The sequence below is a fragment of the Bacillus sp. FSL W7-1354 genome, from assembly GCF_038002405.1.
In the GTDB taxonomy this organism is placed as follows: Bacteria; Bacillota; Bacilli; order Bacillales; family Bacillaceae; genus Bacillus; species Bacillus paralicheniformis.
In genome coordinates, this window is record NZ_JBBOCL010000001.1 from 1,576,913 (window position 1) to 1,600,939 (window position 24,027).

At 44.8% G+C, this 24,027-nt stretch carries 2 protein-coding genes; both read right to left on the minus strand.

Annotation, left to right across the window (positions count from 1 at the left end; all coding sequences use genetic code 11):
* Positions 1 to 41 precede the first annotated feature (41 nt).
* The gene (gene bacB / locus MKZ04_RS08040; protein WP_095293112.1) at positions 42 to 7,859 is read right to left on the minus strand and encodes a bacitracin non-ribosomal peptide synthetase BacB; all 7,818 of its coding nucleotides are present in this window, start codon (positions 7,857 to 7,859) and stop codon (positions 42 to 44) included.
* 116 nt (positions 7,860 to 7,975) lie between these two features.
* Complete coding sequence (bacA, locus tag MKZ04_RS08045; RefSeq protein WP_341045662.1) at positions 7,976 to 23,740, minus strand: bacitracin non-ribosomal peptide synthetase BacA; 15,765 nt, start codon at positions 23,738 to 23,740, stop codon at positions 7,976 to 7,978.
* Between the last annotated feature and the right edge of the window lie 287 nt (positions 23,741 to 24,027).

Sequence of the window (24,027 nt, forward strand, 5' to 3'; positions counted from 1 at the left end):
TAACCATTTCAAGGGGGCTTCTTTAGCTTTTTTCATGATATCTAGCTGTCGATAGATTCATATTCATTTAATAATTCTTCAAGATCTTCCAACGAGAGTTTGTCATAACCGTAGTCAGAGGACGTTTTTTCGGTTTCATTTTTGCCCGTACAATGGCTGATGACCATTTGCAAACTTTCTTTGAATGCTTGATTCAATTCGCTGATCGTATCTGGAGAATACTCGTATTCGTTAAATGTCGTACTGATCATCAATTGCCTGCCGACAACAACTGAATCGATTTCAACAGAAGCATCTCTTGCACTTTTTTCTCCGATGCTTTGACCTGTTGAAAGCTTTGACGATGAAAATTGTTCAGTCGTCAGATCATGATCGAGCTCACCAAGATAATTGAATAAGATCGGAGGCTTTTCATCCTTTATAAGCCCTTCGTCTTTTCTCAAATACTTGAGGATGCCGTATCCGATTCCATTATTCGGTATTTTCCGCAAAGTTTCTTTCACGATCTTAATCATCACAGACAAGTCTGTTTCATCTTCTAAGTCGATGAATACCGGATACATTGCGGTGAACCAGCCGACCGTTCTCGTAATATCCACATCTTGCAAAATATCATCTCTTCCATGGCCTTCCATAAGAATTTTCAGCCTGTTTTCCCCCGTCAGCTGCCTTGAGGCGATCAACAAAGCCGTTAAAAGGAGATCATTAATCTGCGTATTGTATGCTTTATGCGCATTTTTCAGGAGCTGTTCCGTCTCCATTTGGCTGAGGGATATTCTGAGTGTTCTGCTATTTTCATAGTTATCATGTGCCGCTTGGCGATGTTTAGGGAGGAATGCCATCTTTCCTTTGGATATCTCCCGCCAATATTCTTGTTCTTTCAGGAGCTTTTTGCTGCTTGCGTACTCAGCCAGTTTTTCGGAAAACGTTTTGTACGAATCCGTTTTATAACCGAGCTCTATCGGTTTGCCTTGCAAGGCTTGACCGTATGCCGCTTCAAAATCCTCGAACAATATTCTCCAGGACACGCCGTCTACCAAAAGGTGATGGATCGCAATCAGCAGATGGTCTCCCTCCGTTGTTTTAAACACGCAGAGCTTGATCATTTTGCCCTCGCTGATGGATATGTCTTTTTGAATATTCGTCGCTATCTGATAAACAGTTTCCTCGAGATTTTTTTCCGTTTTCAAATCATAGACATTCAGATCGAAGACGCTGTCTTCCAAGCCGCGGTTATGCTGAATGATTTCACCGTTCTTCTCCCGATAGACCATCCGTAATGCATCATGGTGTTCTGTGAGTTTACGGATAACCTTTTCGACGATCCTTTCAGCAAACCCGTTTTCCCTGTAGAGCATAAACGCTTGATTATAATGGTTTTGCTCCCTTTGATTCGCTTCAAAAAACGACCTTTGCACAGGAGTCAGCGGCACTTGCCCTTGCACGATTTCGCTGGTGCGAGCTTTCGTTTCTTTTTTGACATATTTACTGAGGTGTCTGATGGACGGATTGGTAAACAGATCTTTAACCTGAAGCTTGAGATCGGCTCTTGATAATTTTGAAACGATTTGCAGAGCCTTAATTGAATCTCCCCCGATTTCAAAAAAATTATCGTTGATTCCGATTTTGTCCCTGTCCAGCACCTCCTGCCAAACAGCGGCCAGCTTTTCTTCCGTTTCATTGCGCGGCGCTTTATATCCGTTTGCCGCTATGGCATCTCCGGCAGGTTCAGGAAGCGCTTTTCGATCGATCTTTCCGTTTGGCGTGAGGGGCATCTTGTTGATTTGAATAAAATAGGAAGGGAGCATATAATCCGGTAAATGATCGGACAAATATTCCCTCAGTTCATTTGCGTTTGTTTTCGCTCGAGCGACAATATAGGCGCACAGGTACTTATGTCCTTTCTTGTCTTCCCGGTCTATAACGACAGCTTCGCTGATGTTTTGATTTTCCAAAAGCTTCGTTTCAATTTCGCCTGTTTCTATTCTGAAACCGCGAATCTTGACTTGGTGATCGATTCTCCCGAGGAATTCGACATTTCCATCAGGCAGCCACCTTGCCAAGTCTCCCGTTTTATACATCTTCCCCCCGGCGGCAAAACGATTTGGAACAAACCTTTCCTTCGTGAGTTCCGGTTTGTTTAAGTATCCCCTCGCGACCCCTTCACCGCCGATGTACAACTCACCATAAACGCCGACCGGCTGCGGGTTTAATGAGGAATCCAATATATAAAATGCTGTATTGTCCAGCGGCTTTCCTATCGGCGTATTCGCAATCTCTGGAATCCGATCCAAAGCTTCTTCATAATAGCCGGAATCGACAGAAGCTTCTGTGACGCCATAGCTGTTGATGATTCTCATCCTTTGTCCGAACCGTTCAACGAGCCACTTATAATCTTTGATCGTGCAAGTGTCAGAACCCATGATCAACAGCTTCATGCTTGAAAGGTCAAGCTTGTGATGATCGATATATTTCATCAAAGGAATGATCAGGCTTGGCGTCGATTCCAACATATGAATGCCGTATTTGTTGATCATGTCATACAGCAGATTCATTTCCAGTTTGACATCATCCGGGACCATATACATTGTTCCGCCGTTGAGAAGACTGCGGCATAAATCTCCTGCGAATACATCAAACGACATGCTGGCAAGCTGGAGCAGGTTAACTGAAAATGATGCCAATTCATAGTGCTTTCTCCAAGTATAGTGGGCATGAATGATATTGCGGTGCTCGACCATCACGCCTTTCGGGTTTCCCGTCGTACCCGAGGTATAGATGACGTATGCCAAATCACCGGGGGAATTAAGATGCTCCAAATTGCTTCCATCCGTGTCGTAAGCATCGGCCTGATCGATTTGGATGATTTCTCCGGCAAAGCTGATGCTGCCAATAAGCTGATGCTGGGTCAGCAATAGATCAGCTCCGCTATCCGTGATAAGATATTGGATGCGCTCTTTCGGAAGCCCCGGATCGATCGGCATGTACGCCCCGCCGGCCTTTAGAACCGCCAATATGCCTGTCACCATTTCCAACGAACGCTCCGCCATGATTCCGACTACTGACTCCCGCTGAACCCCTTTTTTCCGCAATGTTCTGGCCAATTGATTCGCTTTTTCATTTAATTCGCGGTATGTCAACATATGATCTTTGAAGACCGCCGCCGGATGATTCGGTGATTTTTCGGCCTGCTCTTCAAACAGCTCAGAAAAAATTCCCGACGGGTGTTCGGCGTTCGTATCATTAAATTGATACAGCACTGTGTTCCTTTGTTCCTCTGAAAGCATGCTGATTTCGTTTAACGGCTTCTGCGGATGATCGGAAATATCTCTTAGGATATTGACGAAATGCTGCGCCAGCGTTTCGGCGGTTTCTTTTTTATACAGCCTTGTGCAGAATTCCAGGTGAAACGTAATGACGCCTGCGGACTCTGCTGCTGCCAGCGACAAATCGAATTTTGAAATCTGAAACTCCAAATCAACGGGTTCAACATGCAATCCCTCTATATCAGGCTCTGCATCATCCAGCGCCTGCATATCAAACATTGTGTCAAATAAGGCATTTCTGCTGATGTCCCGTTCCAAATCTAATTTGTCTACGAGTTCATCGAAAGGATAATCTTGATTTTCATAGGCGTTAAACGTATTTTCTTTTACATCTTGCAAATACTCAATGAATGTCCTGCCGCCTTTCGGATGGTTTCTCATCGCAAGGGTGCCTACGAACATCCCGACCGTCTGTTCCAACTCCTCCCGGGTTCGCCCCGCAATCGGCGAACCGACAATGATATCTTCCTGTCCGGTGTATTTCGAAAGCAGTATTGTATACCCGGCCAACAGCAGCATATACATCGTGACTCCGTTTTCTTTCGCTGTTTTTTTCAGCTTATCCGTCAGCTCTCTTTCGATTGCAAATGCGATTCGATCTCCTTCATAGCTTTGCATTTGCGGCCTTGGAAAGTCCGTCGGCATGTTCAGAACAGGGATGGCGTCTTGAAAAACGGATAGCCAGTATTCTTCCTGTTTTTTCAACCGGTCTTTTTGACAGGACTCTCGCTGCCACTCGGAATAATCTTTATATTGGATCTTTAACGGTGCAAGTTCCTTTTCTTCATATAAAGCCGCCCATTCTTTCATCAAGATCCCGATTGATACGCCATCGGAAATGATATGGTGCATATCAAGCAGGAGAATGTGTTCGGCTGCGTTCACCCTCACCAGCTCCGCTCTCAGAAGAGGGGCTTTTTCCAGGTCAAACGGTCTGATAAATTGATTCATCCGTTCCCGAAGGCTGCAATTGTCAAGCTCCCGGTATTTCATTTCAAATGTGACCCCTTCGTTTATATTCTGAACGGGTTCGCCATTGATGGTCACAAAGGATGTTCTTAAACTCTCATGTCTTTTGATTAGCGTTTTGAAGGCCTTCTCGGCCTTTTTCGTTTGGAGCCCACCTCTTATTTTCATCGCAAAAGGCATATTGTAGGCGGTTTGGCCTTCTTCGATTTGATTGAGGATGTACAGCCTTTTTTGAGCGGAAGAAAGCGGGTAGTATTCTTTCTTTTTCGCTTTTAGAATGTCGGATTGAACTTGTTTTTGTTTTTGTACGATATAAGCTGCGATGTCTTTAATCGTCGGATGGCTGAAGATTTCCTTTAGCGTCACTTCGACTTTTAATGCCGCTTGAATTTTCGCGGCCATTGAAAAAGCTTTTAACGAGTGTCCGCCGATGTCAAAGAAATGGTCGTTAATCCCGATCTGTTCCGCTGGCAAGATATCCTGCCAGATCGATAAAAGTAAGGCTTCCGTTTGATTGCGCGGGGCTTCGTAGCGGGCTTGGGCAAATGCCCCTCGATCCGGCTCCGGCAATGCCTTAAGATCAGCCTTTCCATTGATCGTGCGGGGAATTTGATCAAGCTTGATAAAGCAGGACGGAATCATATACTCCGGAAGGTCCTTCGCCAAGCGTTCTTGAACCTGCTCAATATCTGCGTTTTTGTTATTGAATGCGATGTAGGCGCATAGATATTTGCTGTTTTCCTGATCTTCCTTCGCCACCACGATGGCTTCATTAATATCGTCGTTCATCAGCAACCGGTGTTCGATTTCTTCCAGTTCGATCCGATAGCCGCGGATTTTGACTTGGCTGTCGATTCTGCCTAAAAACTCGATGTTTCCGTCAGACAGCCATCTGGCTAAATCGCCTGTACGATATACTCTCTCGCCTGATTCGTCCAGCACAAAGGCCGCTTTTGTCAATGTTTCATGATTCAAGTATCCCCTTGCGACCCCTTCGCCGCCGATCAATAGTTCGCCCGGTACTCCAACCGGTTGCGGCCGGCCGTATTGATCTGCAATGTATACTTTATAATTGCTTAAAGGCTTGCCGATAGGAATGCTCGTTTTTTTGCGGTCTGCGCTGCTTAGTTGATAATAGGTTGCACAAACTGTCGCTTCCGTGGGACCGTAAGAATTGTAAACGTCGGCGCCTTTGATGATATTTTCGACGTACTCAAATTTTAATACGTCGCCTCCACTGATAAATTTCATCTGCGGATGAAAGGTTAAGTGCTGATTTTTATCGATTTCATTCAATAGAAGCGGGGAGCAGCTGACAAGTGTGACACGATGCTTCCCGATCGTTTTCACCAGTTCATCAATGTTCAGATCGCTTACTTTTCTGCTGATCACCAAGCGCCCTGAGCAAGCTAAAATAGGGTAGACTTCTTCAGAAAATGCATCAAATGAAAAGGATACGACTTGCAAAACTGTATCATCTTCGCTCAAAGGGATCCTTTTCGTAAAAGCATCAACATAATGAACGACATTGCGGTGAGTCGTCATGACACCTTTCGGCCTGCCTGAAGAACCCGAAGTATAAATTACATATGCCAAATCAGAAGCCTTATTGACATTTGGGAGATTTTCTTTGCTGAAAGATCGGGTGTCTTCGGCGGTTATCAGTTGACGCCCGTCTATTTTCGATTTAAAGGGCTCCTGGATGACGACCATATCAGCCCCGCTGTCTTCCAGCATATATTTGACTCTGTCCTCCGGATAATCCGGATCAATTGGCAGATAGGCTCCGCCGGCTTTTAAAATTCCGATAATTCCGATGATCATCTCGAGTGAACGGTCTGTCATGATCGCGACAATTGTATCCGGCTTTACGCCCTTCTCTCTTAAAAGCCAGGCCAATTGGTTGGCTTTTTCGTTCAGCTCTCTATATGTCAATTGCTGATCTTCGAATATAACAGCGGGGTGATCGGGTGTTTTTTCAGCCCGCTCTTCAAACAGCCGGCTGAGTGTCTTGTTTTTCGGACCATCTGTCTTCTCATGATTGAATGTATGTAAGATGATGTCTTTCTCCTCTTCCGACATCATCCTAATCTCGCTTAACGCCAGTTCAGGGTGATGAGCAGCGTCTTTTAAAACATTCAAAAAATGTCCGGCCATTCTTTCAATCGTTTCTTTTTTATACAGATCCGTGCAATATTGAAAATCAAATTTCAGGTTGTCTCCATGCAAAAATGCCGTCAGGCTTACATCGAATTTCGCGACATGAAATGGAATATCATACGTGTCAAAATGCCCCCCGCCGGCTTCAGATGCGAAATCATCCGCATGCTGCAGATCAAACATCGTATCAAACAGCGGATTTCTGCTCATGTCCTGTGTCAAGCCCAGATGTTCGATCAATGCATCAAATTGATAATCTTGATTTTCATAGGCGTTCAATGTATTGTTTTTGACCGTTTGGACATATTCGCTAAATGTCATGTTCCCCGTTGGCCGGTTTCTCAGCGCAAGGGTGCCGACAAACATCCCGATTGTCCCGTTTAAATCGGCATGCGGTCTTCCGGCAATCGGCGAGCCGACAATGATATCCTCTTGTCCGGTGTATTTTGACAGCAGAATGGTGTAGCCTGCCAAAAGAAGCATGTACATCGTAACGCCGTTTTTTGCGGCTATCGTCTTCAGTTTTTTTGTGGTGTCCTGATCCAATTCCACAACCGTTCTGTTCCCTTGAAAGCTTCGGATTTTCGGTCTCGGAAAATCAAGCGGCATATTCAATACCGGAATGTCTCCCCGGAAGGTGTTAAGCCAATACGCTTCCTGCTTCTTCAACCGGCTCTGCTGCTCGATGTCTTTCTGCCACTCTGAATAATCTTTATACTGAACCGCCACCGGAGGTAATTCTTTGCCTTCACAGCAGTCGGCGAATTCCTTCATTAATATTCCGATAGAGATGCCGTCTGAAATGATATGATGCATATCAACGATCATCATATGCTCAGCTTCATCCACTTTTACGATTTCCGCTCTTAAAAGCGGGGCTTTTTCTAATTGAAAAGGTTTGATGAAACGGCTGATTTTCTCCTGGATGCTTTGATCCCCCAACTCGCTGTATTCAAGTCGGAACTCGGCTTCCTGTTCGATTTTCTGCACCGGTTCGCCATCGAGCATGACAAAAGAAGTTCTTAACGATTCATGCCTTTTGATGAGCGCTTTCCATGCCTGTTCAATTCGGCTGATTTGAACTTCACCGTTTATTTTTACTGCCATCGGCATGTTATAGGCCGTTTTGCTGTCATCAAGCTGATTTAAAATGAACATCCTTTTTTGTTCCCTTGACAAAGGATAGGTTCCGCTTTTAGACGGCGCCGCTTTCGGAAAGCTTCGCTCAATGTCCGTTTCGCCCGCTTCCAGCGCTGCGATGATGTCATCTTTATACCGCTTGATTTGCTGTTTTAAGTCAGCCGTCAATAATTCTTGAGGACCGATGATTTTGATTTTTCCCTTGTTATGGTATAAGGTGATATTTTTCTTTTTCAAATCATTTATGAAGTCCATTATGCTCATACTCATCTCACTCCATTCGTCAGACTTGCGGCCAATATCAGAATCGTTTTTTTGCGGAAAATGGGGAAGCTGTACAATCTATCATTTCAAATGATAGATTGTACAGTGCAATTCCATCACACTTCCTCTTCCGCGTACTCCTCACTAACGGCCGATTCGGCTTCAGCGGTTAATACAAAACGCGCTAATGATTTTGCAGTCGGATGTTTAAAGAACGTGCTGATCCTCATATTAAGGCCAAACGTTTTGTTAATGGAATGAACAGCTTGCATCGCTTTCAGCGAATTCCCCCCCTTGTCGAAGAAATGGCAGGAAATACCCATCCGCTCTGTTCCGAGTACGTCCTCCAAGATGGAAATGATGCGCTGTTCGACATAGTTTCTTGGCGCTTCGTACTCCGCTTCAGTTCCTGCGCTTCTGTCCGGCTCAGGCAGGGCTTTTCTGTCCACTTTCCCGTTTTTGGTGAGCGGCAGCTTGTCCATGTTCACGAAATAGGCGGGAATCATGTATTCCGGGAGCTTTTCACCTAAAAACCCTTTCAGCTCATCAAGGGAAATCTCGCGATTTGCCGTGATATAAGCGCAAATGTATGGGCGGTTCTCTCCGTCTTCTCTGACGGTAACGATCGTCTCGTTGATGTCTTCATGCATCTCCAACCGGCTTTCGATTTCGCCGAGTTCGATCCTGAAACCGCGGATTTTCACCTGATGGTCGATTCGGCCGATGAATTCGATGTTGCCGTCAGGCAGCCATTTCGCTAAATCACCTGTTTTGTACAGCCTTTCTCCCGGAATGAACGGATGCGGGATGAATTTTTCCGCCGTCAGTTCCTCGCGGTTTAAATATCCTGTGCTTAAACCATCGCCTGCGATGCACAGCTCTCCGGGAACCCCGATCGGCACGAGCTTGCCGGCTTCATCCATGATCAAGACTGACGTATTCGCCAGCGGGCTGCCGATCGGGATTGTATCGGCTTTTTCATCTATTTCATTGATGAAATAATATGTCGCATATACCGTGCTTTCCGTCGGGCCGTAAACATGAATCAATTTATCCCGGCCGACATGATTCAGCACTTTTCTCACATGCGGAATCGACGCTCTTTCCCCGCCAAAAAGGATTTTCCGCAGCTTGGCAAGACAGCCGATATTGATGTCGGCGAGCGTATTGAACAGCGCTGTCGTAATGAACATCACGCTGACTCGTTCTTTCTCAATCACTTCGGCCAGCTCATGTGTATTCAAGACTGTCTCTTTTTCGATCAGGACGAGTGACGCTCCGTTTAAGAGAGCGCCGAAGATGTCGAACACCGATCCGTCAAACGAATAGTTGGACAGCTGGAGAATGGCGTCATCTTCTGTGATGTCGATATAATTGGTATTTTGAACGACTCTCGCCGCACTGTAATGCGGGATGACCACTCCTTTTGGTGTTCCGGTTGAGCCGGACGTGTAGACGATGTACGCTGTATCGCTTGAGCAATTCACACGCGGAAGATTCTCTCCGCTTAGTAAGTGCAACTCGTCCGAACGCAAATCAACGGTTTTTATATCAAAAGGTTGAAGAAGCGAATCTGTTGTTACTAACAATGCCGCACCGCTATTTTCCAACATATAATCGATTCTGTCCCTAGGCGTTTCAGGATCGATCGGCAAATACGTGCCTCCCGCTTTTAAAATACCGATGATGCCGATGATCATCTCAAAGGAGCGGTCCGCGATGATCGCGGCAATCGAGCCTCTGCCGATCCCTTTTTCCCTGAGGAGTCTCGCGGTTTGGTTTGCTTTCTCATTCAGCTCTCTGTAGGTCATGCGCTGAGCACCGAACACAAGAGCCGTCTGGTCAGGCGTCTTCATGGCCTGTTCCTCAAAAAGCTCATGAAGCGGCTTGTCTTTCGGATAATCCGTTTTTGTATCGTTGAATGTGTCTAAAATCCTCTGTTGTTCTTCTTTTGACACAAGGTTGATGTCTTGTAATGTTTGTGCCTCATCTTCCGCCACTTGTTCTGCGACGGTGATGATATGCTTTTCTAATGTTTCGATGATGGTGTTGTCATACACATTTTCATTAAATGTCAATTTGAGTTTCAGCTGCTCATTTTCTAAAACGCCGGTCAGATTAAAATCATAGTTGGTTCGTTCTTTTCCATGAACACCTTCCAGTTCAAAACCGCTTTCCCCGGATTGGCTTCTGAACAGCTCTTCATCAAACGCATAATTTTGAAAGGCCATGACATGGGTGATCAGCTCTCTTTTCATTTCACTCAGTTCCTGAATTTCCGATAAATTCATATAGCTGTATCGATTGCTTTCGATAGACTCGGCTTGTGTTTTCTTTAACACCTCTTTAAAGCTTCTTGCGCCTTCAAAGCTGATCCGGGTCGGTATTGTATGAATAAATAAGCCGACCATCTCTTCGATGCCGTCAACAGGAGCCTCCCGTCCCGAGACGACGGTTCCGAATACGACTTCATCGGTATTGTTGTATTTGGCGAGAATCATGCCCCAAATTCCTTGAAGAACCGTATTGATGGTGACATGATACGTCTTGGCGATCCGGGTGATTTTCGTTGTCAGTTCTTTTGAAAACGATATGACTTTTTCTTTGCCGCCATATTCTTCTGACGTTGCGCCGCGATTGAACGCTGGAAGTTCAGACCGCGACTCATACCCTTTTAGATAATCCTTCCAGTATGCCGCCGCTTCTTCTTTATCTTGTTCTTCCAGCCATTTGATATAGTCTCCATACGGCTTCGGCTCTTTTAATCGGCGGGATTCACCTTTCATTATTTTTCCATATAGACTGAACAGCTCGCTCAAAACAATACCCAGACACCAGCCGTCCAGGAGGATGTGGTGATGACTCCAAATCAGCCGATACGATTCGTCATTCATTCTGATCAAACAAATCCTCATGAGGGCTTCACTGCTCAGATCAAAGCCTTTTTCCTGATCTTCTTTTAAATATGTTTCTATGAACCTATGCTGGCGAGTCCGATTTTCGCCTGTCAGATCTATTGATGCGAAAGGCGTTTTCCGTTCTCTAGCTATAATCTGTCTCGGTTCGGATGTGATTTCATATTCAAAAGACGCCCTTAAGATTTCATGCCTCTTCACGATCTCGTGAAAGCTTTCTTCTAAAATGTCCGGATAGACACGTCCTTTTAATTCGATGACAATTTGCTGGAGGTATGCCCCTGATGTCTGATCCATAGCGTTATGAAATAGCATTCCTTTTTGCATGTTGGCCAGCGGATAGATCTTTTCGATTTGAAAAGCGCTGTACTTATCTTTAATACGCTCCAGCTCTTCAAGACCAAGTGAGACATCGCCATAATCGGAAGGCGTCATGTCCGATCCTTCTTTATCAACGCAATGATCGACGATCTTTTCCAGGTTTTCTTTGAATGATTGATTGAGTTGTTCGATTGCGCTTGTTTGGTATTGGTCCTGGTTGAACGTCGTATAGATTGTCAATTCGCCGTTTAAAGAGATCGCATTTATTTCGACGGCGCAGTGCCTAGCGATTTTTCCGCCGATGCTTTCGCCCGGTGAAAATGGCGACTGGGAAAATACTTTTCTATTCATATCATTGTTCATTTCTCCAAAATAGTTAAAAGAAAGCGGAGCCTGAGTTTGTATTTTCTGAAGCTCTTCTGTCATGTATTTTAAGACACCGTAGCCGATTCCTTTATTCGGTATTTTTCTCAACGTTTCTTTGACCATTTTGATATTTTGCGATATTTCTTTTTCTTCTCCCAAATCGATAAAGACCGGATAAACCGTCGTAAACCAGCCGATCGTTCTCGTGATGTCAACACCGTCTAAGATGTCCTCCCTGCCGTGCCCTTCCATCATGACCTTCAATTTGTTTTCTCCGGTGATATCCCTGACTGCGGCGATTAATGCCGTCAGCAAAATATCGTTGATTTCCGTGTTGTAGGCTTTGTTTGCGTTTCGCAAAAGTTTTGCTGTCACGTCTGGGCTGATTCTGATGCACAAGGTCGCGCTGTGTTCAAACGTGTCTCGTTCAAGCTTTTCAGCAGGAATAAATGGAGCATCCGCTTCCAGGGCCTTTTGCCAATACTCCCTTTCCTTTAACAGCCTGCGGCTTTGGGCATACTTCTTCAATTGACGGGCGAACTCTTGGTATGAATCCGTTTTATATCCGATGTCGAGAGGTTCGCCTTTCAATGCCTGAAGGTACAATGTTTCAAAATCCTCGAACAAAATTCTCCACGATACGCCGTCAACGACAAGATGATGGATCGCAATGAGCAGGTGATCGCCCTCATCAGCCCGGAAGATGCCAAGATGAACGAGTTTTCCTTTTCTAATCGATGATTTTTTTTGAATGCCTGTCGCCAGCTCAAACACCTTTTCCGCTTGATTGTCAAGGCCTCTTACATCATAAACATCCAGGTCGAACAAGTTTTCACGATAGCCTCTGTTGTATTGAATGATGTCTCCGTCTTTTTCTTCATAGATCATTCTTAACGCGTCATGCTGCTCCAGTATTTTATTGAAGGCTGTTCTGACGATGTTTTCGTCATAGCCGTCTTTTCTAAAGAGCATAAATGACTGGTTGAAGTGGTCAAGCTCCTCTTTGTTGTTCGCAAAATATCTCTTTTGGATAGGAAGCGGTTCCGTCTCACCTGTAACGGGTTTGTTATGTTTGCGATGTCTCGTTTCTTCTGTGATCAATCGGCTGAGATCCTTTATTTTCGGATTGGCGAACAGCGCCTTCATCTCAAGTTTCAGGTTCATCTTTGCCAGCCTGGAAACGATCTGGAGCGCCTTGATCGAGTCTCCCCCTGCCGCAAAGAAATGGTGGCTGATCCCGATGTCCTCGGCACCGAGAATCTCTCTCCAGACTTGCACGAGTTTTCGTTCGATTTCATTTCGGGGCGGATCGTACCGAGTTCCTTCTATTAAATTTCCGTCCGCCTCAGGCAGTGCGCTTCTATCCACCTTACCGCTTGGGGTGCGCGGGAGCCTGTCAAGCTTAACAAAATAGGACGGAATCATATAATCAGGCATTTCCCTTTCAAGAAATTGTCGTACATCAGCTGCAGGCAATTCCTGATCAGACGCGAAATAGGCGCATAAATAGCTGTTGCCGTTTTGATCCTTTCCTGAGATCACCGCCGCTTCTTTAATCTTCTCATGTGACAAGAGCTGCTGTTCCACTTCGCCAAGCTCTATTCGATAGCCGCGGATTTTCACTTGATGATCGGCGCGTCCCAAAAACTCAATCTGTCCATCAGGAAGCCACCTCGCCAAATCTCCGGTTTTGTACATTTTTTTGCCCGGCTCAAATGGATGGTCGACAAACTTTTCCGCCGTAAGCTCAGGTCTGTTTACATACCCTCTGGCAACCCCTTCGCCTGCTATGCATAGTTCTCCGGCAATCCCAACCGGCAGAGGGCGGAGGTCTTTGTCCACAATATAGATGCTTGTATTGAGAAGCGGTCTGCCGATCGGAATGGACGGTGTTTGCGGCACTTTTCCCGATTCGATTTGATGTGAAGCAGCATCAACACAGCACTCTGTCGGGCCGTATACATTCGTGATATTGCATGACAGATTCGGGAATTTATGAAATAGGCCGCCTATGACATCAGGTGTTAATGCATCTCCGCCGACAATCAATTCCTTCAGATCGAATTCGAGTTCCGTTTTGTCTACATACGCCAGCATGTTTAAATGAGCAGGCGTCATGTCCGATACATTGATGTTGTTTTTCGAATAATACTCAATTAAACTCATCGCATCCCAAGCTGTCTCGCGCGGGACGATGCAAAGGGTATGCCCGAAGAGAAGCGCTGCGAATATTTGTTTGACAGAGGCATCAAATATATAAGGCGCAACCAGTGCTACATTTAAATGAGCATCGAGATGATGGTAAATTCTTTCATTTAATCCATGAACAAGATTGTTCACACTATGATGCTCGATCATGACGCCTTTCGGTTTTCCAGTGGATCCCGATGTATAGATGACATATGCCAAATGCTCCGGCTTGATGTTATGCTTAAGGTTTTCCACGTGGTCATTTTGTCCGGTTTGATCAATCCGGATGATGTCTCCGGCATAAGCTTCACCCAGATCCACATCGCCTGCCGCGCATAATACGCTGACATCGCTGTCTTTTAACATGTAGCTTATTCTTTCCTGCGGATACGCCGGATCGATTGGCAGATAGGCTCCGCCAGCTTTCAAAATACCCATAATACCGACGATCATTTCGATTGACCGTTCTGTGAGAATCCCTGCTATCACATCAGGGCCTACTCCTTTTTGACGCAAGGTGAAAGCCAGGCTGTTCGCCCTTTCATTCAGCTCCCTGTAAGAAATCGTTTCATCCCCGAAGGCAACCGCCGGATGATCAGGCGTTTTTTCCGCCTGCTTTTCAAACAGCTCCGGTATCGTCATCTCTTTGCAGAACACACCGTCTGTTCGGTTAAAATCATACAGAACCCGATGTCTTTCACCCTTTGTCAGGACATCTATCTGATTGATGGCAATGTCCGGATGATCCGCCGCTTGTTCCAACAAGCTGATCAGGTGTTCAGATAGTCTTTCCATTCTTTCCTTGTTGAATAGCGTCGTTGAATACTCAACTTCCAATCTTAATCCGTCTGCCGCTTCACTCGCAGTCACTGTGATGTCAAACTTGGAAATGCCGCGCTTGATCTCCACCAGTCTGCTTCTCAGCCCCTCTGCTTCAAACGGCTTTACGTCTGTGTTATGGTACACGAGCATCGTATCAAAGAGCGGGTTTCGGGCCATGTCCCGTTTGATGTTTACTTTTTCTACAAGCTCTTCAAACGGATAATCCTGGTTTTCATAAGCCTGAAGCGTGTTTTCTTTTACCTCTTGCAAATAATGTCTGAAAGTCTTTTTCCCTTCCGGATGGTTTCTGATCGCCAAGGTATTGACAAACATGCCGATGAGATGTTGAATATCCTCATGATTTCTCCCTGCAGCCGGAGTCCCGACGATGATATCTTCCTGACCTGTATATTTGGAAAGCAGCGCTGTATAACCGGCCAACAGAAGCATGTACATCGTAACGCCGTTTTCTTTCGCCATATGCTGAAGCTTGCGGAATGTTTCACTTTCGATTGCTGCAGTGACGGTGTCACCTTCAGAGCTTTTCGTCAGCGGCCTTTTATGATCTGTCGGGAGATCAAGGACCGGGATATCGCCTTTATACGTCTTCAGCCAGTATTCTTCCTGTCTTTTCAGCTCCTCGCTACGGGCATGGCTATTTTCCCATTCTGCGTAATCTTTATATTGAATATCGAACGGTTCCAGTGATTTCCCTTCATACAGTGCTCCCAGCTCTTGAATGAAGATGTCGGTGGACACGCCATCGGAAATGATATGGTGCATATCGAACATCAGCAAGTGCTCACGTTCATTCACTTTGACGACCTCCGCCCTTAAAAGCGGTGCTTTTTCCAATTGAAACGGCCTGATAAAGCTTTTGATTTTTTCTTCGGCACTTTCTTTGCCGATGTCACTGTATGCGACTTGAAAATCGATCTCGTTTTCAATCTGCTGCATCACTTCACCGTCGATCATGACAAATGAAGTTCGAAATGATTCATGTCTTTTAATCATATTTTTGAATGTATTCTCAAATCGGCGGATATCAAAATCGCCTTCGAGCGTCATGGCAAAAGGCATGTTATATGCAACATGACTGCCTGCTTGAGAAAGGATATAGAGCCTTTTTTGCGCTGAAGACAATCGGTAATATGGTTTTTCTTCCGTTTTTCCTAACGATGTAAAAGTACTTTCCTTCGCCGCACCGATATATTCCCTCAGCCCTTTAATCGTCGGGGTATCGAATATTTGTCTTAAAGGCAGCTTGACATTCAGTTCTTTATGAATAGTTGATACCAAAGCGGCGGCTTTAAGCGAATGCCCGCCGGCTTCAAAGAAGCTGCTGTTGATTCCGATTTTATTGATTCCTAAAGCCTCTTCCCATATGGAAACAAGTTTTTCTTCCATCTGATCCCGCGGCGCTTCATAGCAGCGATCCATTGTGATGCTCCGTTCCGGAACCGGAAGGCTTTTCTTGTCCACTTTTCCATTCACGGTAAGCGGCAGCCCGTCAAGCTGGACAAAGTGCTGAGGAATCATATAATCCGGAAGGCTTTTCTTTAAAAACGCTCTGATCTTTTCCGGTTCTACTTCCTTTTTAGCCGTTACATATGCGCAAAGATACGGGTCATGATCTCCGTCTTCTCTTGCGATGACCGCCGCTTCTTCAATCTTTTCATATTTAAGCAGCTGGTTCTCGATCTCGCCGGGTTCGATCCGATAGCCGCGAATCTTAACCTGCTGGTCAACCCGTCCCAAAAACTGAATGTTTCCATCCGGCAGCATTTTGGCAAGATCACCTGTGCGGTACATTCTTTCCCCGGGTGCAAACGGATTTTCGATGAATTTTTCCCGAGTCAATTCCGGTCTGTTTACATACCCGCGGGCCAGCCCTTCCCCGGCGATGCAGAGCTCACCGCTGGCTCCGAGCGGACAAAGCTGAAGGTCTTTGTTCAATATATACACTTTGACGTTATCGATCGGTTTTCCGATCGGAATATTTTGATACGATTTGTCGATTGGAAAACTTGTAGCAACGACTGTATTCTCCGTCGGTCCGTAATTGTTTACGATTTGATAGCTTTTTTCTTTAAAGACGTTTAATTTATCTCCGCCCGTTAACAACGTTCTTAACGAATGATTGTCAAGCGCTGTAAATTGTTCGCAGACTGGTGTCGGCAAAAAGCTGATCGTAATATGATGGTCATGAAAATACCGGTTCAGCTTTTCAACATCCAGTCTTGTCTCCTGATTGAGGACATGAACGGTGGCTCCCGCTGTTATATAAGGGAACAGCTCCCAGACAAAAGCGTCGAAGCTGATGCTCGCATAAATCGAGCTGTTGTCGTTTTGTCCGACTTCAAAACAGGATTGATGCCAGCGGCACAAGTTGATCAATGATTGATGCTCGATCATCACGCCTTTTGGCTTTCCTGTTGAACCCGACGTATAGATGACATATGCAAGGTCGCCGCTTTGATTGACATTGTCAATGTTTGACCGATCCTGCCCGGCAATCCTCTCATCATCCATATGAATCAACTCGATCGATTCCGCTGTAAGCTCCTCGGCCAGCGGAACGTCAGAGATGATGACTTTGACTTCACTGTCAAAAGCCATGTATCTCATCCGCTCCAGAGGATACTCAGGATCAATCGGCAAATAGGCGCCGCCTGCTTTCAGCACACCGAGAACCGCTGCAATCATATCGGACGACCGCTCCATCACGATCCCGACGAGCGTATCCGGCTTGACACCTTTTTCTCGCAACAGCCTTGCCACTTGATTTGCTTTTTCATTCAACTGTCGGTACGTCAGTTTTTGATCTTCAAAAACAACCGCAGTGTGATCTGGTATTCGATTCACCTGCTCCTCAAACAGCTGGTGGATTGTTTTTCCTTTTGGATATGCCGTCTTTGTATGGTTGAAGAACTCTAAAAGTGTCCGTTTTTCTTGACGGGATATCATATCGATTTGATGTAAAGTAACATCAAGGTTTTCTGAAACTTCCTCTAAAATCCTGAAATAATCTTCCGCTATCTTTTGAATCGTCTCTTCCTTGAAAAGGTTTGTCGAATATTCAATGTTCAATACGATCTTTTGTTCAAAATCCAACACATTAAAGATCATGTCAAATTTTGCATTGTCCAGTTCAAAGATGATCGGACTCAGCTTGACATCGCCTTTCTGTTTGGTAAACATCCTGGCATCTTCCAGAACAAACATCGTGTCGAACAAAGGATTGCGGTTAGACTCCCGTACACCATTGAGTTTGCGGATCAAATCATCAAACGGATACTCGGAATTGTCAAAGGCCGCTATCGTACGCTCTTTCGTCTGCTGCAAAAATTCTTTAAAGCTGTTGGAAGTATCAATCTCGTTTCGCAAAGCAAGTGTATTTACAAAAACGCCGAATACATCTTGTAGATCAGGATGCAGCCTTCCGGCAGCAGCGGTTCCGACAACGATATCTGTTTGATTTGTATATTTATTTAAAAGCACATAATATGCGCTCAGCATCACCGTATAAAGAGTTGTTCCGGTGTGTTTCGCCAGCTTCCTTATATGATCTGACAGCTCCCGCTCCATTTCCAAAAACACGCTGCTTCCTTCAAACGTGTCGATATGATGACGTTTATAGTCATAAGGAAAGTCCAGCTTTGACGGTATATCGCGATAAACGTCAAGCCAATAAGCTTCCTGCTTTTTCATCGCGGCTGATTGATTAAATGTATGATTCCATTCCACATAATCTTTATATTGCACATTTACTTCCGGCAATGGCACATTGCTGTAAAGTTCCAATATTTCATTCATTAGGATCCCTTGAGAAACCCCGTCACTGATGATGTGGTGAAAATTTATGACCAGTATATGCCTAATATCGTCGATTTTGATCAGCTTGGCCCTCATAAGAGGCGGCCGGCTCAAATCAAAAGGCTTAATGGATTCTTTACAGTACCTGCTTGTGATCTCCATTAAAGCATGCTGATCTGTAATTGAAGCGTCTAAGCACTCGTATTCGAGGCGGAATTCGACATTCTCATAAATTTTTTGGATGAGTTCATTGTTTTGGATTTCAAACCCGGTTCGCAAAACTTCATGTCTTTGCAAAAATGTCTTCAATGCGTTTTCAAGCTGTATGGCGTTTATCCGGCCTTCGACAAGAAGGGCCATCGGAATATGGTAAGCTCCCCTTTCATTTTCCAGCATCGACAGCATATACATTCTTTGTTGGGCAGGGGATGTCGGATAATACTCTTTTTCGTGAGCTGTTTGAATCGGATGTTCCATATCGCTTTCTTCTCTGTTTTTCAAATAGTGGTCCAAAGCGATGATTGAATCATTTTTAAAGATTTCGCTGATCGGCATCTCAACATTCATTCGTTTGTTGATTTCCGTGATGATGGATATCGCTTTGAGTGAGTCTCCGCCGATTTCATAATAGCTGACATGAAGATTGATGCTGTCTAGGCCAAATATATCTTTCCAAATCTCCAGAAGCATGGCTTGTGTTTCATTCTCCGGCAGCATCGATCCGCCTCGTTGACCTTCATCTGCGGTATGCTGTTCAGCCAAGTCATGGAGCGTGCGCTTATCGACTTTTCCGTTTACAGTTAACGGGATTTTGTCAATTTCCACGAATTTCGCAGGAATCATATAGTCAGGCAGCGTTTTTTGCAAAAATTCCTTTACATCTAATTGGCTGATCGCGTTCTCTGCTACAACAAAAGCGTATAAGTTTTTGATTCCATCCGGACTTGTGTAATCAATAACCGATGCCTTCGTAATCTCCTGATGGCTTACGAGAGTATTTTCAATTTCCCCCATTTCCACTCTGTAGCCTCTGATCTTCACCTGGCTGTCTTTTCTTCCGAGAAACTCTACATAACCGTCCTCTTTCAAGACGCCATAGTCACCCGTTTTATAGATGTAACCTAATTCCTGATGATGGATAAATGAATGATCCGTTTTTTCTTGATCATGAATATACCCGCTTGCTACCCCTGCTCCGCCTATGTACAGCTCTCCTTCGACACCGACGGGACATAATTGTTTATTCTGGTTCAATACGTATATTTTTTGATTGGCCAGCGGTTTTCCATAAGGAATGCTTTTCCAGTCTTCCTCTACTTTTTGAATCGGATAGTAGATCGACCAGATCGATCCCTCTGTTGCGCCTCCCAAACTAATCACTTCTGCGTTTTTAAACGTCTTCTTTATGGTTGCAGGCAACTGAAGCGGTATCCAGTCTCCGCTTAGCAGGATGAGTCTGAGATGATGATTGAGCTCGTTGGCCGGGTATACATCGGCCGTCATTCCCATAATCGCCGGAACAGAATTCCAAATTGTAATCCGTTCTTTTTCGACTGTCTCTTTCAGACTGAATACATCCCTTTGGTCATCAATGATGACAAGTGACGCCCCGCTGCTTAAAGCGCCAAACACGTCATATACAGATAAATCAAAGCACAATGAGGAAATGCCCATTATGTTATCTTGTTCTGTGACGTTGAATTTTTCATTGATATCGAGAATGGTATTCGCTGCGGCACCATGCGTAATCTGAACGCCTTTTGGCTTGCCTGTGCTTCCTGACGTAAAGATGACATATGCCATGTCATCCAAATCGACTTTTCGGTCAACCGGCGCTTTTGAGAAGCGCTCGATATGTTCTTTGTCATACACGTCATGGCTGATGAAGAATTTGCAGTTGCTTTTTGATTGGATATACGCCTTTCTTTCTTCTGGATAATCCGGATCGAGAGGGATATAAGCTGCTCCAGTCTTCAATACAGCCAATAAATTGACAATCGTCCCCAGGCTTCTTTTGCCGATGACACCGATATAGTCGCCCCTTTCAACCCCTTTTCCAATGAGAAATCTTGCGACCTGGTTGGATTTTTCGTCAAGCTCCTGATAGGTCATCACCTCATCATGATGCTTGAGTGCCACTCTGTCAGGTCCATGTTTAACCTGGCCGGTAAACAATTCGTGCAAGGGCTCGGTATCGAAAGATTGATCTGTGTCATTATAGGCGCTGATCATCTGGCGGCTTTTTTCATTTATTTGGATGGTTGAAACGTCCTCGCCGGATACGGCTTTCTGGATGACTGCGATATACTGGTCAAACATCGATTCAATTACTTCATGTTCAAAAATTTGCTCCACATAGTCCCATGTAATATAAAGGCCGCCGTTTATTTCATATACTTGGTTGTCAATGTATACTTGCGACGTTCTTGTGCTAAAGAAATGAATGTTGTCAAAATCGACAAGACTGTCAAATGAGTCGTCGGGATTTTCACTCAGCACGCTTGTGAATACGATCGGCATGACCGCTTTTTTATTCATGCCATTCTTTTTGGCGATGTTTCTGATCACATCAACTCCGTCATAATGTCTGTGTTCCAGTGCTTCTAAAAGCGTGTCCTGAACATTTAAAGCAAATCTCCAGAAAGAGCTCGTGTTTTCTTCGGCATGGATGTCCAGCAGCATTAAAGAGGTAAAATCTCCGATCATGTTTTTGACATCCGGATGAAACGGGATTCTGTTAAATACGGTTAAATTGATAGCAAAGTGGTTTTGCCGGCTCCAATAAGCTAAAATATAGGCATATGCAGCACAAAGGACTGAGGTCGGCGTGAGATGATAATGCCGGGCTTTCTTTTTTAATTCATTCCATGTATGTCTATCCAAAAACGTTGAAAACTTCTTGAACGAAGGTTTCGCTACATGGGCTGGATCTGATTTAAGAGGCAGCTCAGGCGCACTTGGAAAATGATCCAGTTTATCCAGCCAATATTTTTGGTCTTTTTGATATCTGCTTGTTTGCTTAAAATCGATCGAGGCCAAAACATAATCTCTGAAGCTGTATGCTAGTGAAGGCAGTTTGAGGCCGGGGTTTTCATATAGTTGTTTAAACTCCCTGATTAATCGTTTCATACTGCTGTCATCGCAAATGAGCGGGTCCACATTGAGGAAAAAATATTTTTTCTCTCCCGGCAGCATAAACGTTTTGAGTTCAAACAAAGGCCATACACTTGGATCAATGATCTTTGATGTCATCTTCTCCCGCTGTTCTAAAATTCTGGCGTTGATTTCTTCTTCTGTGAAACCTCTTAAATCCTGAGTTTCGATTGTATAACGTTGTGTTGCTTCGAGAATTTTTTGCGTTCCGTTTTCAAATACGATCGTGCGGAGAATCGGATGCCTGTCAATCAATTTTTGCAGTGTCAGCTGAAATCGATTCAAATCGACATCAGCTTCAAATTCGACAGTTAAATTCGTAGCGACTCCGCCGATTTCGAACGACTCATCTCTTCCAACTAAATAAGCCAGCTGAATGCCTGTAAGCGGGAATGTTTCATGGATATTTTCCGGATCGGCAGCCCTTGTCACGAAGCCGTCTCCCTTGTCTTCTTGTTGATTAGCTTCGATAAAAGCGCTCAATTCCTTTATGGTCGCAAGCTTAAATAGCTGATGCAGCGGAATTTCAACATTCATTTTTTCCTTTATTTTGGCGATGAGCTCCATCGCATGCAATGAATGTCCGCCCATTTGTGCAAAATGATCATGAATGCCCGCTTTTTCAACGTGCAAAACATCCTGCCAAACAGCTGCCAGCTTTTCTTCCGTTTCATTTCGCGGCGCTTCATATTCGTTTTCCGCCCCCGCCGTTCTGTCCGGCTCAGGCAGGGCTTTTCTGTCCACTTTTCCGTTTTTGGTGAGGGGCAGCTTGTCCAATTTGACAAAATATGCGGGGATCATGTAGTCTGGAAGCTTTTCACCTAAAAATCCTTTCAGCTCATCAAGGGAAATCTCATGATTTGCCGTGATATAGGCGCAAATGTACGGGCGGCTTTCTTCGTCTTCCCGGACGATGACGATCGTCTCATTGATGTCTTCATGCATCTCCAGCCGGCTTTCGATTTCGCCGAGTTCGATCCTGAAACCGCGGATTTTCACCTGGTGGTCGATTCGGCCGATGAATTCGATGTTGCCGTCAGGCAGCCATTTCGCTAAATCACCTGTTTTGTACAGCCTTTCTCCCGGAATGAACGGATGCGGGATGAATTTTTCCGCCGTCAGTTCCTCGCGGTTTAAATATCCTTTGCTTAAACCATCGCCTGCGATGCACAGCTCTCCGGGAACCCCGATCGGCAAGAGCTTGCCGGCTTCATCCATGATCAAGACTGACGTATTCGCCAGCGGGCTGCCGATCGGGATTGTATCGGCTTTTTCATCTATTTCATTGATGAAATAATATGTCGCATATACCGTGCTTTCCGTCGGGCCGTAAACATGAATCAATTTATCCCGGCCGACATGATTCAGCACTTTTCTCACATGCGGAATCGACGCTCTCTCCCCGCCGAAGAGGATTTTTCGTAAATTCGACAGACAGTCGACATGAATATCTGCAATCATGTTGAACAGTGCCGTCGTAATGAACATCACGCTGACCTTCTCCTCATTGATAGCGCTTCCAAGTCTATTGATGTTCAATAACGCTTCCTTCTCAATCATGACCAGCGACGCTCCGTTTAATAAAGCGCCGAAGATGTCGAACACTGATCCGTCAAACGAATAATTGGACAGCTGGAGGATCACGTCGTCTTCTGTGATATCGATATAATTGGTATTTTGAACGACCCTTATGACACTGTAGTGCGGGGTGACGACGCCTTTTGGCGTTCCCGTGGAACCTGATGTGTAGATAATATAGGCAGTATCGCCGGAATCATTGACAGAACTGAGCGGTTCTTTACTGAATCCGTCTGAAGCCTCTTTGTCCAGCTGAACGATGTCAGCCTCACAATCGATTCCGTCTGCCGCTTTTCCTTGCGTTAGCAGCACCGCGGCTTTCGTGTCGCTGAGCATGAAGGCCATTCTGTCTTTCGGCGTTTCAGGGTCGATCGGCAGATACGCACCTCCCGCTTTTAAAATGCCAATGATGCCGATGATCATTTCAAAGGAGCGCTCCGCGATAATCGCGGCAATCGAGCCTCTGCCGATCCCTTTTTCCCTGAGAAGTCTCGCGGTTTGGTTTGCTTTTTCATTCAGCTCTCTGTAGGTCATGCGCTGAGCACCGAACACAAGAGCCGTATGGTCAGGCGTCTTCATGGCCTGTTCCTCAAAAAGCTCATGAAGCGTCTTGTTTTTTGGATAATCGGTCTTTGTGTTGTTAAAATGTAGGATCAGTTCTTTTTCATTCTCTGTCATTTTGTGAAATACCCCATTTTCTAATGAATGTTTAGCAACCATATAAAAATTCTCCTTTTTGATAAAATATTCACCATAATATTGGTCTGTAGTTGCTCTTTTACCGATTTTTTATTGAACCTCCGTCTTGTGAAAACAGATTATCAAAAATAATCATTATTTTCCATGGGAATATTGTTTAATAATGGTTAATTTTTTATGAATTGGATATTTTATATTTTACATTGTCGAAACACGTATTTATGAGACAAGATAAACAGCAACCAGATCAAAAGACCTAAAAAACACTGTTCCGATTATAATAAAAGTAATTTTCGAAGCGGCGGAGG